This window comes from Nitrospira sp. NS4 (assembly GCF_049546785.1).
GTDB lineage: Bacteria > Nitrospirota > Nitrospiria > Nitrospirales > Nitrospiraceae > Nitrospira_D.
Genome location: NZ_JBMWAN010000004.1, coordinates 191491 through 205913 on the forward strand (window position 1 = coordinate 191491; position 14423 = coordinate 205913).

At 61.5% G+C, this 14423-nt stretch carries 12 protein-coding genes; 7 read left to right on the forward strand and 5 right to left on the reverse strand.

Translation table 11 applies throughout. The features are described 5' to 3' along the window. Window positions 1–192: 192 nt before the first annotated feature. Window positions 193–1017, reverse strand: a complete 825-nt coding sequence (locus ACO9S2_RS12800) for a hypothetical protein (protein WP_423722769.1) — start codon at window positions 1015–1017, stop codon at window positions 193–195. A 508-nt stretch (window positions 1018–1525) separates the two neighbouring features. Between ACO9S2_RS12800 and ACO9S2_RS12805 the strand changes: the two genes are divergently transcribed. Continuing rightward, window positions 1526–2140, forward strand: a complete 615-nt coding sequence (locus ACO9S2_RS12805; protein WP_423722770.1) for a pyridoxamine 5'-phosphate oxidase family protein — start codon at window positions 1526–1528, stop codon at window positions 2138–2140. A 32-nt stretch (window positions 2141–2172) separates the two neighbouring features. Here the strand turns inward: ACO9S2_RS12805 and ACO9S2_RS12810 are convergent, their stop codons facing one another. The 3 genes from ACO9S2_RS12810 to ACO9S2_RS12820 form a co-directional block, all read right to left on the reverse strand. Further along, window positions 2173–3051, reverse strand: coding sequence for a hypothetical protein (locus ACO9S2_RS12810; protein WP_423722771.1), 879 nt, complete (start codon window positions 3049–3051; stop codon window positions 2173–2175). After that, entirely contained in the window at window positions 3048–3527 is a 480-nt protein-coding gene (locus ACO9S2_RS12815; RefSeq protein WP_423722772.1) for a hypothetical protein, read from the reverse strand. The genes ACO9S2_RS12810 and ACO9S2_RS12815 overlap by 4 nt, the downstream gene beginning before the upstream one ends. Before the next feature lie 133 nt (window positions 3528–3660). Next, the gene (locus ACO9S2_RS12820) at window positions 3661–6066 is read right to left on the reverse strand and encodes a Tex family protein (RefSeq protein ID WP_423722773.1); all 2406 of its coding nucleotides are present in this window, start codon (window positions 6064–6066) and stop codon (window positions 3661–3663) included. Between the two features lie 293 nt (window positions 6067–6359). Here ACO9S2_RS12820 and ACO9S2_RS12825 point away from each other — a divergent pair, with 293 nt between their 5' ends. Next, the gene (locus ACO9S2_RS12825) at window positions 6360–7244 is read left to right on the forward strand and encodes a DnaJ domain-containing protein (RefSeq protein ID WP_423722774.1); all 885 of its coding nucleotides are present in this window, start codon (window positions 6360–6362) and stop codon (window positions 7242–7244) included. A 77-nt stretch (window positions 7245–7321) separates the two neighbouring features. Here ACO9S2_RS12825 and trmL read toward each other — a convergent pair whose 3' ends face one another. Further along, window positions 7322–7786 carry a tRNA (uridine(34)/cytosine(34)/5-carboxymethylaminomethyluridine(34)-2'-O)-methyltransferase TrmL gene (gene trmL, locus ACO9S2_RS12830; protein WP_423722775.1) on the reverse strand — a complete coding sequence of 155 codons (465 nt, stop codon included), beginning with the start codon at window positions 7784–7786 and terminating at the stop codon, window positions 7322–7324. Between the two features lie 159 nt (window positions 7787–7945). Here trmL and ACO9S2_RS12835 point away from each other — a divergent pair, with 159 nt between their 5' ends. From ACO9S2_RS12835 to ACO9S2_RS12855, 5 genes are all read left to right on the forward strand, one after another. Then, entirely contained in the window at window positions 7946–8251 is a 306-nt protein-coding gene (locus tag ACO9S2_RS12835; protein ID WP_423722776.1) for a P-II family nitrogen regulator, read from the forward strand. 102 nt (window positions 8252–8353) lie between these two features. Then, the gene (locus ACO9S2_RS12840) at window positions 8354–10354 is read left to right on the forward strand and encodes a sigma-54 interaction domain-containing protein (RefSeq protein ID WP_423722777.1); all 2001 of its coding nucleotides are present in this window, start codon (window positions 8354–8356) and stop codon (window positions 10352–10354) included. Window positions 10355–10869: 515 nt separating this feature from the next. Continuing rightward, a complete protein-coding gene (locus tag ACO9S2_RS12845) occupies window positions 10870–12417 on the forward strand; it encodes a hypothetical protein (protein ID WP_423722778.1) in 1548 nt (515 codons plus the stop codon). A gap of 776 nt (window positions 12418–13193) precedes the next feature. Then, a complete protein-coding gene (locus ACO9S2_RS12850; protein ID WP_423722779.1) occupies window positions 13194–13628 on the forward strand; it encodes a hypothetical protein in 435 nt (144 codons plus the stop codon). Between the two features lie 89 nt (window positions 13629–13717). Further along, on the forward strand, window positions 13718–14278 hold the full coding sequence (locus tag ACO9S2_RS12855; RefSeq protein WP_423722780.1) for an OsmC family protein: 561 nt from the start codon (window positions 13718–13720) through the stop codon (window positions 14276–14278). The last annotated feature ends 145 nt before the right edge of the window (window positions 14279–14423 follow it).

The window sequence follows — 14423 nt, forward strand, 5'->3', positions numbered from 1 at the left end:
GGGGCAGCCCAACCGGCTGCCCCTCCTGCCCCTAACTTCCCCCCTCAATCCGTCCTTCGCAATCATCGCGCCATCCGGGAACACCCATGCTCACAGCGCCGGACCTGTTCATCAGAGGCCCATCGCATCGTCTGGGGAGTGTCAGCCAGACCTGATTCCCTCCGGATCTCCGGACCACTGCGCTTACTATCCTTACAGTTTCGGTTTCTCCTGCTGCTTGGCCTTCTCAAGTTCCTGTTTGTGCTGGCCTTCGGCAATGTCTTGCTTCCACTTCATCGTGACCTCCCCCGCGCGTGCGGCGAAGGGAAGACTGACGATGCCGACCTGCATGCGGCTGTACAGTTCCGGCAACTCGCCATCCATAAATGTGACGTTCACAGCAGTGTAGTTCGACAGACACCACTTATAATCGGCGGAAGCAAAAGTAGTGGGCGGCGGGGACTCGACGAGCATCGCGCCGTTGCCCTCCGCGCTGGCCTTGCATGACGATAAGGGATCGGTCATCCCAACAAGAGGAGGGAGGGTGGCTGGACGGCCCTGCTCATCCATCAGCCACAAGAGGCCCACGATGTGGCTCTCATCGATGGTCGCTTTCCCACCCGACGCGATCGCGCGGCTCTCTTTCCCATATTTCTCGCGCAACGAGGCCAGCAGTGTCTTCTTGGGAATGCCTTTATTGGGGAAGAAATGCTCGCGAGCGACCCGCCAGACCACTTGTTTGTTCGGCGGCAACGTGACGTCCACGGTCACAATATCGGCCTCGTCGCCCATCGCGATGGTTTGCTTCGGAAGAGACTGAAACGATGAGATAACCGGCTTCTCGATCGTCGGCAGGTTGATTGATGTGACCTGAATGTGGTTCTTTGGAATCTGCGCTTGAAGCTTGGCATGGGCCTCCCGCGCCGGCATGCCGAGCTGGATGCCGAGAATATCGGGCAGCCCGTCAGCCCAAACATGGGACGACATCGTTACAAGCATCAGCAGGCTTCTCAAGAGCACGAACCGCACTCTCATCATGATGACCTCCTCGTTGCGTCGTTGCCGGTCCCGTTCATCGCTGGTCAATCCCAGTCAAGGTTCGATCAGAGAGCCGGTCGGTTCTTATGCGCACCCTCTTTTTGGAACTAGTCCAGGAGATCATCTCCCGCGGGCGTTCCCGAAGGTGTTGCGATCAAAACAATGAAGACAAGCACGGGGGCGGGATTACGACGGAGGACTCGCTTCATAAGCAACTCCTTTCGTACATCACCAGTCCAAGGCAGGGTATTTTGTAGGATATCGGACGACTCTAGTATCGAAGAGTGCGTTGCCTGCGTCAATATCTGGAAACCGGGGGACAAACCGGCGGCAACGCCGTCCGGATTGACGTCCGCCCGGGCAATTTTCGCGCGCGGCATGCCCCCGCCCCTGCAAGACGGAGGAATCATGGGCAGACGGGGGCAAACGATCGAAGACTCCTGTACACTGCCCCGCAGTCCTAATCCGGGGTAGGACCGCAGGCCAGACAATAGAAGGAGCGCACCCTATGAAACGGCCGGCATCATCAGGGGAACAGCAGGCACAGCGACAGTTCGGGACCGGCGCCCGCGCCGCTGCCTTCTACGCCAATCAAATGCTGGATCACCTCAACCAGCCGATGCAGGAGTTCATCGCCAGGCAAGAGATGCTCTTCGTCGCCACGTCAAGCGCAAGCGGTGACTGCGACTGTTCTTTCCGAGCCGGCGCACCCGGTTTCGTGCAGGTATTAGACGGAAAGACGCTTGCCTATCCGGAATATCGCGGCAACGGCGTCCTCGCCAGCCTCGGCAATATCCTGGAAAACCCGCACATCGGCCTCATCTTCCTGGATTTCTTTCGCAGTACGGTAGGACTACACGTGAATGGCGCCGCACGGGTCTGCACACGGGAGCAGGCCCAGGCCCTCCCGCACCTCTCAGCCCGGCTCAGGGAATCCGGACACCTGAGCGATGAGCGGCGGGCAGATGCCTGGATCCTGATCGACGTCGAGGAAGCCTACATCCACTGTTCGAAACACGTGCCGCTGCTCAAACTGCTCGACAAAGGAATCCTCTGGGGGACGGATGATGAGCATGCCAAGGGCGGCGACTTTTTCAAAGTAAAGCGAGAACCGGGGGCCTGAGGGGATGAGCCGACCGCATGCTCAGCGGCATTCTACGGACAGATCGCGACCGCATGAACCTCGACCAGCGAGGCTTGAATATCATTCAAAATATCGTTCCGGCTGGGATCGAAGGAAAGATAGCCCATATAGCTGTGGCCGCCGGAGTAGAGCGGAGCGAACGATAAAATGGGATTCGGTCCCCAATCGGTATTGGCGTCCAGAGTCGGAGGCAGGATCAGATCAATCGCGCCGATCAAGAGATCGCCGGATGACGTTCGATACCGTCCGTTCCCTTTCACCAACGTGCCCGGCGTGGCCACACCAGCGATCTTGAGTGTGCCCGGTGCCGGTGCGGGGAGCGGCGACGGCGCGACAGCCGCATCATAGGCCTCGTTGGTATAGAGATTCCCCTGCGAATGCGGCACGACGACGACGCGGCGGCAGAGCGGCGGTGTCATTTGGGTACGATAGGCCGCCGCATGCCGCTGAACCGAGGCTTGATCGATCTGATTCGCGCTCGTCATCGGCCCCTGTAAGAGCGTGACCATACCCGGGACAAACACTGCGAGCGTTTCCAGGCTGCGCCACATGTCGGAGGGATTCAACCCGAGCCGCTGCTGGCCGGCTTCCGTAAAATCTTTCACCGACCCTGAGGTCGGATTGTAGTTCAGAAAAAAGAGATAGCAGGTTGACTGCAATGGAGGCGGCAAGGCGGGCAATCGATTCAAGAACTCCAGCTCCAGCTTCCCTCCATTCAGCCGGGCCTCGTCCAATGTGGTGGTCACCCCGTTGACGTAGTAGATCGCGGTGCGGGGGCTATTGGCATCCTGACAAGCCGGCTGCGGTGCAGATTGAGCCCCGGCCGGCGTCGAAGCCAGTATCATGGCCAAGGCGGCACACAATCCATATCCAAGAGGAGCACCTTTCATAGGCAGGCTCCTGCCCATTGGCTGGCGGGCATCAACGTCAGGTCCGCGGTGGCGGCATGGCTATCGGCCCTGAGATAGGCCTCGGATCGTGGATTCGTATCAAGAATCCTGGCACGCAGTTCGACAAAGATCGGATGGAACTCTGACGGTCGCCTGGCCATCAGGCATTCCAACGCTCTAAACCGCTCCCCTACATGGATGACGGATCTCCCGGCATCGGCGGCATCGAGAATCGATGCCTGCGCGGCCCTTGCATACTGCCGCAAGGCCCTATTCGTCTCTGCATCCGACGACAGCGGATACGTCGCATCGATGTAGGCCTCAATGTCGTCGCGAACTCCGTCATTGTTGGCATCCGCCCCCGCCAACGACGGCGTGGAGACAGCCGGCGCCGATCCGGATTCATCACCGCAAGCCGCGAGCAATGCGAGCAGCGCGGCCAGACCGATGTTCTTCAGTGACGATGCGGTCTCCATCCACGAGCCTCATCACAGAATGTGCACATGGCTTATCGGCAATCTATCCCGCAAAACCGGCGATAGCAACCCCTGCTCATCGACCGGTGCGCCTGAGCCCCCGGACCGTTAAGGACTATGGACCATCGAGAGACTACTGCTTCTGCCTGGCCTTCGCCAAGGCCAGCGCCATCGCGCTGATCGGCTGCGGCGCTCGCGCCGGTGCCTGGCCGGATGCGGACGGTCCACGGCCGCGCTGATCGCGGGTTCCACCGGAGGCAGCGTCGCTCCCCGACTGGCCGGGACGGCTGGCCGCATCCTCGAGCCGCATGGTCAACGCGATGCGCTGGCGCTTCAGATCAACGTCAATGACCTTCACCTTGACGACCTGACCGGGCTTGACCACTTCGTGCGGATCTTTGACAAATTTATTGGCCAGCGCCGAGACATGCACGAGCCCGTCCTGGTGCACGCCGATATCGACAAACGCGCCGAACGCCGCGACATTCGTCACCACTCCCTCCAACACCATGCCGGGCTGCAAATCACCCACGGATTCCACGCCCTCCCGGAACGTAGCCGTCTTGAATTCCGGACGAGGATCGCGGCCCGGCTTTTCCAACTCGGTGAGAATGTCGCGCACCGTGGGCACGCCGAATTTGTCATCGGTAAAGTCGGTCGGCGACAACCCTTTCAGGACGGCGGGCTGGCGCATGACCTCGGCAATCCCCGTCCCCAGCCGCGTCAGAATGCGTTCGACCACCGGATAGGCCTCCGGGTGAACGGCGGAACGATCCAGCGGATTGTCTCCATCCGGGATGCGCAGAAAACCGGCCGCCTGCTCGAAGGTCTTCTCGCCGAGACGCGGCACCTTGCGGATCGTCGTCCGGTTCGGAAAGGGACCGTTGGCATCCCGATAATCGACGATGTTCTTGGCCAGCGCCTTGTTCAGCCCCGACACCCGCTCCAGCAAAGGAATAGAGGCCGTATTGACGTTGACGCCAACCGCGTTCACGCAATCTTCGACCGTGGCATCGAGCGACCGCGCCAACGCCCGCTGATTGACGTCATGCTGATATTGGCCGACCCCGATCGCCTTCGGCTCGATCTTGACCAGCTCGGCCAGCGGATCCTGCAAGCGCCGGGCGATGGATACGGCACCGCGCAAGCTCACATCCAACTCGGGAAATTCCGCCGCGGCAAAGGCCGAGGCCGAATAGACCGACGCCCCCGCCTCGCTCACCACAATTTTGGCCACCTGTTGCTCCGGCTTGTGAGTCGCGACCAGTTTGATCACCTCGATTGCCAGCTTGTCGGTCTCCCGGCTCGCCGTCCCGTTCCCGATCGAGATCAATTCCACGCCATGCTGAATCACGAGACGCACGAGCGTCTCCAGCGATCCCTGCCAGTCGTTGCGCGGCTGGTGCGGATAAATCGTTGCCGTCTCCAGCAACTTGCCCGTCGCATCGACCACCGCGACTTTGCAGCCGGTGCGAATGCCTGGATCCAGCCCGAGCACGGCCTTGGGACCGGCCGGCGCCGCCAGCAGCAGCTCATGGAGATTACGGGCGAAAATCTTGATCGCCTCGGCTTCCGCCGCTTCGCGCAACTGCACCAGCAATTCCACGCTGAGCTGCAGATGGATCTTCATCCGCCAGGTCCAGTCGCACACGCCGGCCAGCCACTTGTCGGCGGGGCGGCCGCGATCTGCGATCCCGGCATGAGCCGCGATCATGGACACACAGGGATGCGGGACGACCTGGTCGAGCGCCTCTCCCAAGCCCAGCTCCAGTTTCAACACCCCGAGCGAGCGGCCCCGGAAGAGGGCCAGCGCCCGATGAGAGGGAATGGTCTTGATGGACTCCGAATAGGCGTAGTAATCGCGGAACTTTTCCTCTTCGGCCATCTCCTTGTCTTTCATCACCGTCGAGGTCAGGACGCCCTGCTCCCACAGGCGCGTCCGCAGCGCGGCCAGCAGATCGGCCGTTTCGGCAAACCGCTCCATCAGAATGTCGCGCGCCCCCTCGAGCGCGGTCTTGGCATCGGGCACGTTGATCGCCTCGACACCCTCGGCGGCAGGCACCACGCGGATGTATTTGAGCGCCTCTTCATCAGGGTTGAGCGTCGGATCGGCCAACAGGCCATCGGCCAAGGGCTCCAGTCCGGCCTCGCGCGCAATCTGCGCCCGCGTGCGGCGTTTGGGCTTGAAGGGCAGATAGAGATCTTCCACGGCCTGTTTGGTCGTGGCTGCTTCGATGCTCGCGCGCAGGACGTCGGTCAGTTTCCCCTGTTCCTCGATTGACGCCAGAATCGCGGCACGCCGCACTTCCAGTTCGCGCAGATAGAGCAGCCGTTCTTCCAGCGTGCGCAACTGGGTGTCGTCCAAATTCCCGGTCGCTTCCTTACGATAGCGGGCGATGAACGGAACGGTCGACCCTTCGTCGAGCAGGGCCACCGCCGCTGCGACCTGATGGGGGCCGACGCCGAGTTCCTTGGCGATGAGGGGACCGATCTTGAGCTGAGCCGCGTCTGGGAGGGGCTGAGTCGTTGGAGCTGTCATCTGTATCGGTAACCGATCTTTCCGAAAGCGCGGCCGGTCCGCGCTCTCTGATAATAGGATGAACTAGGATGAACAATGATGATTTGCGGGATTCAATTAATTGGGCTATGACCGCTTGCGAGACCAGTCCTGCAGACTCCTGAACAATTCGCGGCTGGGAATCTACCAGAAGCCCCCCGCGACTTCCAGCACGAAGGCAGAACACATCCGTCACCCTCAACTCAGCGAATCCGTCCTTTCACCCTGGCACTCCTCCGGCGAGTCCGTTACACTCCACCAGGACGCATGCGACCTTGGAGCCTCGTACAGTGACCTATTACCAGGTGCTTGAGTTAACGCCGTTGGCCAGCGCGACAGAGATCAAAAAGGCCTGGCACGAACAGCTGCAGGTGTGGCATCCGGACCGGTTCACCCACGCCCCCGCGCTGCACCGGAAAGCCGAAGCCCGCACGCAACTCATTAACCAGGCCTATCAGACCCTGAGCGATCCGGTCTTGCGCCAACGCTATGACGCCAATACGCAACCCGCTTCCGCTCGCCCGCGCCCCGGCGCCTCTCCGGCACAGCCCCCTCCCCAGCCCTCGCCGGCGCGCCCGCAGCCGGCCCCTCACAGAGGAGCCCGGCAGGAACCGCGAGGCCCCCAGTTGCCGGTGACGCTCTTCCGCGAGGGACAACCGAAGATCCCGGTGCCGGCCATTCACATCCTCGTCGACAGCCGTCAACAGATGCCCTATGAGTTTCGTGGATTGATTCGAATCGCCGGCACGATGTCGCAGAGGCTTGTGGCCGGTGATTACGTGATTGCCGAAGCGCCGGAACTGTTCTGCGTCATCCGGAAGCGCGTGGAGGAATTCAACACCATCTTCTCAAACCCCTCCGACAACCGGCTGCCCTTTCTGCGTGAACTCGAACCGCTGCTCGCCGTGCCGCACCGGTTCCTGGTCATCGAAGGGGCCATCCAGGCGCGTCTCGCCAGCGGACGGCTCGGCCAGTACCACAAGAACGGCTTGATGGATTTCCTGGACGCCATCACGGGGCGGTTCGGCGTTCACATCATCTATACGGACAGCCGGGAAGAAGCAGAAGAGCGCATCGCCAACCTCGCCGCCATCCACTATGCCTACTACTTTGCGGAACGACAGGGACTGGGCCACTACCTGAAAGAGGACGACCTGTAGCAGGGCTCATAGATCTGGCGGGGCCAAGGAGCTGATGGCTGATAGCCGATGACCGTCAGGATGCTCCTCTTCACGCCTCACCGGCAGGGCCCGAACCCGACCTGCCGGAGCGCCTCATAGAGCACCACCGCTACGGTGTTGGAGAGATTCAGGCTCCGGCTCTCGGGTTTCATCGGCAACCGAATACACTGCTCCCTGGCGACCGATGCTAAAATGTCCGGCGGCAAGCCACGACTTTCCGGACCGAAGACAAAGGCATCACCCTCGGCATAGCGAGCCGAATCATACCGCTGGGTCCCCTTGGTGGAAACCGCGAAGAGGCGGCGGTCTTTGAAACGCTCCGCACAGTCGGCCCAGCTCTCATAGACCGCGAGGGTCGCGAATTCGTGGTAATCCAATCCGGCCCGCCGCATCTGCCGATCCTCCAGATCAAACCCCAGCGGCTTGACCAGATGCAGGCGCGCCCCCGTATTCGCACAGAGACGGATGATGTTGCCGGTGTTCGGAGGAATTTCGGGCTGGTAGAGAATGACGTCGAACATGGGGGGCGGAGTCTAGCACGACCGCACCGGCTTTCACGATCCCGGCCTCGCTCCCCCTTGTCTTTTTTCCTCCTCTCCCCTATAGATTGGCGGGGCTACAGGCTCAACAACGGTCCATACCCACGACCGCACACACAGGGCTCCAGAGGAGTGTCTGCTATGAAAATGCTGATGATCGTGTTTCGGGAATCGATCGTTCAACACATCCATGCGCTGCTGAAAGAATACGATGTCACGTCTTTTAGCGAGATTCATAATGTCGAAGGGCAGGGGGAGACCGGACCAGCCGTGAAAGCGTTCTTCTCACCGGGCGCCAACTGCATGATCCTCGCCGCAGTGCCGGAACCGGCAGCCGCCCGCCTCATCGAAGGATTCACGCGCTTCAGGGAGGAACATGGACTGCTCGTGCATGGCAACACCTTCCCGCTGCATGTCTTTGCCCTTCCCTGCGAGAAAGTCGTCTAGCGAGAGCAACCGCACCCCTATATCCGCCCGTCGCTTCCTCCCGGATGAGGAGGAAAGCCGGCGGGCAGATTCCCCCGTCCAGCCAGCATCACGGGCCGCGCGATGACCTCCCCTCTTGAATCTTCATCTCCTCCCGCTCCATACTTTCCGGCCATGACCACGCCGCCCGGCAATAGCTCCGAGCCGCTCCAGGACCTGGAGACGGACTCAGCCCTGCGCGCCATCCTTGAAGGCACCGCGACGGAAACCGGCCAACAGTTTTTTGCCTCACTGGTGAAAAATCTTGCCAAGGCGCTCCGCACACACGGAGCCTGGGTGACGGAATATTTCCCGGAGAAGCGCCGTCTCCGCGCCCTGGCCTTTTGGATGGACGGTCAATGGCTGCAGGATTATGAGGTCGATATCGCCGGATCGCCCTGCGAGGAGGTCATCGACAAACAACGGCTCGTCCATTTCCCCGATCGATTGTTAGAGATCTATCCGAATGAACCGGACGTGATGGCCATCGGCGCCGTGAGTTATATGGGCGTGCCGCTGCAGGACACGGACGGCACCATCCTCGGACACCTGGCCGTGATCGATCGGCGCCCCCTGCCGGAAGAGCCCCGCGTCCATGCGATCTTCAAGATTTTTGCCGCCCGGGCAGCCGCGGAGTTGCAGCGCCTGCGGGCGGAAGCGGAGGTCCGTGAACGGGAGGAAAAAGTCGGGCGGCTCCTCAGCAGCGCGATGGACGCAATCATCGAGCTGGACGAGCGGCTCTGTGTCAACCGCCTCAACCCTGCGACAGAGAAAGTCTTTCGCTGCCGGGGCACATCGATGGTGGGGCAGGATTTCCGCCGGTTCGTCAGCGAAGAGGACGGCACCCGGCTCGCCGGACTGATCAACGAACTGGATGCCCGTCCGGAAGGCGAGCGCTCGCGCTGGATTCCAGGCGGGTTGACCGCCCGATGCCCCGAAGGTCAGTCGTTTCCGGCCGAGGCGACCATCTCCCGATTTGAGCTGCACCGGAGGAAATTCACCACGTTGATCCTCCGGAACGTCAACGATCGGGTGCAGGCAGAGCAGAAAATCCAGTCGCTCACCGCTGAAACCGAACTGCTGCGGGAAAGGCTGCAGGCGCTGCATGACGACAATAGGCTGCTCGGCGAAAGCCCCGCGCTGCGGCAGGTCTTGCGTGACATCGCCCAGGTGGCGGAAACGGACGCGACGGTGCTCATCCTGGGCGAAACCGGCACCGGCAAGGAACTGGTGGCGCGGGCGATCCATGCGGCCGGCAAACGGCGGGAACGCTCGCTGATCACCGTGAATTGCGCGGCGATCCCCGCCACGCTGATCGAGAGCGAATTGTTCGGACATGAAGCGGGGGCCTTTACCGGCGCGACCAAGAAACGCGAGGGCCGCTTCGCCCTGGCCGACAAGAGCACGATTTTTCTGGACGAAATCGGCGAACTCCCGCTCGACTTGCAGTCCAAGCTGCTTCGCGTGCTGCAGGAGGGCGAGTTTGACCCGGTCGGCAGCCAGCACACAAAAAAGGTCAACGTCCGCGTGCTGGCGGCGACGAATCGCGATCTCCAGCAGTCCGTCCGCGAGGGGAGATTCCGCGAGGATCTCTACTACCGGCTGAATGTGTTTCCGCTCCGGCTGCCGCCTCTGCGCGAACGCGGCGAGGACGTGGTGCGTCTGGCCTCCGCCTTCGCCCAGCGGTTCGCCGCCAAGATGGGGCGCCCCATCGCTCCGCTCACGGCCGACTGCGCGCGCCGGCTCAAGGGCTACAGCTGGCCGGGCAACGTGCGGGAGTTGCAGAACGTGATCGAGCGGGCCGTGATCACAGCCACCGACGGGAGGCTGAATCTGGATCGGGCCCTGCCGGAAGCATCCTCCACCGGCACCTCCTCTGTTGAGACGACCCTCGATCCGCCAGACCGGATCCGGACTGCGAAGGAACTGGAAGAACTGGAACGCACAAACATCCTGCGCGCGCTCGACGCGGCGAACTGGAAAGTCTCCGGCGACAACGGCGCGGCGAACCTCCTCGGAATCAATGCCTCCACCCTCTCTTCACGCATGAAAGCCCTGAAGATTCAGAAACCCGACTCACGTTGACCCTGTTCCATCGCCTCACGAGATGTCACGAATCTTCTTGCGAGATCTCACGACGCGCAGAATGTCATGACCCGCTCTGTTCCTCCCCATTCCCGTAACTCGCTGAAACTTGGCAACTTCGTTCGACTCCGTCGGACTGGCATCGATGCTGCTATAGCTCTCTGCAGCGAGTTATGCACAATTTACAAAAACCCGGGAACAGCGCGATGATAAAAATTGACGCTCCTGGCCCGTAGTCTCGGGCCCTGGAAGTCATCACTGGAGTCGAGACAGCTCGGATGAGCGTAAAGGGCCGGACGATCGGGCAGAATCCAGCCTGCGGCCTTTTTGATTTGGCAGGCACCCGACGTGGCGAGAAAGGAGTCCGCATGATGCCGCACCAACGACAGAACAACCGTCACCGCAGTCGAGTATCGACATGGCTTGGGATTGGCCTGGCTTCTGGGGTCTGCCTCACGGCATGGACGGCGTCTGCCGATCTATCTTCGTCTCAGCCCGCGAAGGGGACGGATCCGGTGCCGTTATTCTCGAATCTCGGCACGCTCCATCATCCCGTTACGATCTCGTCCGCCCTTGCCCAGCAATATTTCGACCAGGGCCTGCGGTTGGTGTTTGCCTTCAATCACGAAGAAGCCATCAATTCATTCCGGGAAGCCGCGCGGCTGGATCCCCGGGCTGCGATGCCCCATTGGGGAATCGCCCTGGCGCTGGGACCGAATATCAACCTGCCCATGGATCGGCCCCAAGAGAAACAGGCGTTCGAGGCCATACAGACGGCTTTGAAACTGGCGGGACGCGCGACCCCGCAGGAACGATCGTATATCGAGTCACTCGCTACCCGCTATGCCGGCGAGGATGGCGCTGAACGCACACAGCTGGATGAAGCCTACGCCCGGGCCATGAAAGACCTGTGGCAACGAGATCCCGGGGATGCGACAGCCGGCACACTCTACGCCGAAGCCCTCATGAATCAGCAGCCCTGGGATTACTGGACGCCCGACGGCTGGCCCAAGGGTCGGACCGGCGAGATCCTGGCGGCTCTGGAGCAGGTGTTGGCGGTCCACCCGGACCATCCCGGCGCCTGTCACTACTATATTCATGCGGTGGAGGCCTCGTCTCGCCCCGAGCGTGCGCTCCCCTGCGCGGAACGGCTGGCTGGGCTTGCGCCCGGCGCAGGTCATCTGGTCCATATGCCGGCGCACCTGTATCTCCGGCTGGGGCTCTACGAAAAAGCAGCCGAGCACAACCTCCATGCCGTGTCGGTCGATCATGAGTATCTGGCACAACGCCGACTCTCCGGGATCTACCCTCTCGGCTACTATCCCCACAACCTGCATTTCCTCTGGGCCGCGCTGACGCTGGAAGGCCGAAGCCGCGAGGCATTGCAGGCCGCGCGCAATCTCCATCAACTGGCCTCGTGGGAACACGCGCGGAAGGCGCCGGCGCTGGAGGAATTTACGCCGACGCTGCTTTTTGCTTTCGTCCGCTTCGGGCAATGGACCGACATGCTGGCGCAGCCCAAACCGCCGCAGGAGTTGCTCTATACGACGGCGATCTGGCACTACGCCCGGGGGGTCGCCCTGGCCGCGACTCACCGGTTCACGGAAGCCCGCCAGGAACACCGGTCGCTCGTGGAGACCGTGCGCCGTCTTCCTGAAGACCGCACGGTCGGCGTGGTCCCCGCCGTCGAACTGGCCAGAATCGCGGAACGGGTGTTAGCCGGGGAAATTGAGGCGCGCCGGGGCAATCTCGACTCTGCGGTCGCGGCGCTGATGGAAGCGACCGCGATCGAAGACGCCGTCCGGTATTACGAACCGCCGCTCTGGCATATTCCGGTCCGCCATTCATTGGGCTCCGTGCTCCTGCAGGCAGGCCGCGCGGCTGAAGCGGAGACGATGTACCGGGAGGATCTTCGGCAACATCCCCGCAATGGCTGGGCGCTGTTCGGGCTGGAGCAAAGCTTGAAGGCGCAACAGCGCGACGCCGAAGCCGCCGAAATTGACCGGCAACTGATACAGGCCTGGACGCGGGCGGACATCAGGCTTACAGATTCACGGTTCTGAGCCTATTCGCCTCTGGTCCGCCGGACTCCCTTGTCTGTTGGCCGCGACCAAGCCATCCGGCAAATCGACGGGAGTCCAACGGATCGGATGTCCGAGAGGTTCAGTCATGGGCCGCTGATTTCACCTTCCTGACGCCCCGGACGAAGTTCGATCTACTTCGCCTACATTATTCGTGATGGTTCATCGCGAAATCGCATGGGATCCTGTAACTCGTGAAGCGTATCTCGTATTTCCCAAGCGGCGATGCAGGCAGGCTCTTTCAATCCTGCACTGCACGCTTCACGAACGACGAGCGACACGCAGCGGCGTCTCGGCAGGTGCAGTAGACGCGGTCATGAATAATGTGGGTAGTGACCTCATCAGACATCCACCCGCCTGCGACCCCGAGGCCTTTCAACCTACCCCCCGTTTCTCGGTTTCACTAGCCCGACCAGGTACGGAACTCCGCTACGTGGTCGGGCCTGCCGCGAACACCGCGCGGGGCAACTTCAATTCTTCCCCCTGTCGCAGCCTTTGGCGGCGTTGACCATTCAGGCAGGATTCCCGCTCCCCTTTCATTCCTCATCGTTCGATCCGCATACCTCTTCTGCCCTCACGAAACTTCGTGAGGCGCCTCATGAGATTTCGTAAATCGCAAAATGTCATTACCGCCTGCTTCAGCCTTTTCGCACCTAATTCACTGAATTTCCATCATCTCTCTTTCCATCCTGTTCTGGCATCGATGCTGCTATTGAGACTCGGCATCGGGTCATTCACTCACCGCAAGGAGCAAGGCGATGCGAAGGATTCACGATCTCGGCTGGTGGTACTGGTTCCTGACAGTGGGTCTGCTGGGAGCCGGCCTCTCCGGATGGCCGACGGGAATCTTCCTGGCCATGGTCCTCTGTGCCGTCCAGATCGCTCATGTGATCCGGCTCACGCGGGACGCCGCCGCCTTTCCCGTGCAGCTCCGGATCGCCTACCTGGCGATGCTGATCGCCGGATTATGGGAACCGTTGCAGTGGATCCACTGGCTGCAACTGGTAGGAACCACGGCACGGGTGCTGATCGGCTATTGCCTGCTGGCACAGACCCTGTCGCTGGCGCCATGGAATCGCTGGCAGCCCTTGTCGTTCGCATTGATCAAGCGGACGTTCCTCTCGCTTCAAACGGGAGTGCCGCCCTGCGGAGAAGTGTTTCACCGGATGCCGCTCGAGCGGGTGACGAGATGAATTGGAAAGATTTCTGCCGGAATGCCGACCGGCTCTTGTTTCGGCAACTCATCACCAACCAACACCATCATCAACAAGGAGGATGCACGTTGTCACAGGCAATCTTGAAGGGAGTCATCAACGGGGTCGATACCGATCGCATGGGGACGACGATCGAAGCCCTGCAGAAAAACCCAGGCCTCGCCACGTTCCAGTTTCGCGCGAAGAATCGATGGATCACGGGCGGGCACAATCGCTCGACCATTCAGAGCTTCTACGGTGCCGGGCAGGAAGACAACGTCCGCACGACGCCCTTCGTGGTCGACGCAGGCGAACCCCCGGTGCTGCTCGGAAACGACGAGGGTGCGAACCCCGTGGAATTTGTCCTCCACGCCCTGGCTGCCTGCCTGACCACATCGCTCGTGTACCATGCGGCGGCGCGGGGGATCCGGATCGAATCGGTGGACTCCACGCTGGAGGGGGATCTGGATCTGCAGGGGTTCCTGGGTCTGCCCGACCAGGTCCGGCGGGGCTACAAAGAAATCCGCGTGAACTTCACGATCAAGACCGACGGTACGGCGGAGCAGTTGAAGGAACTCACCAAATTCTCGCCGGTCCACGACATCGTCTCGAACCCGGTGCCAGTGTCAATCAACATCCAAACCCGCTGATGGATCGGCCCGGCCGTCCTGCGGGACGGCCGGGCCTCAAGCAGCCCTTGCCTACGAGGAGAATGACCGTGGCTATCAATGAACAAACACTGGAAGGCTTGATGGGGAGGGCCGTCAGCGATCTCGGCGCCTCGATCTCAGCCCT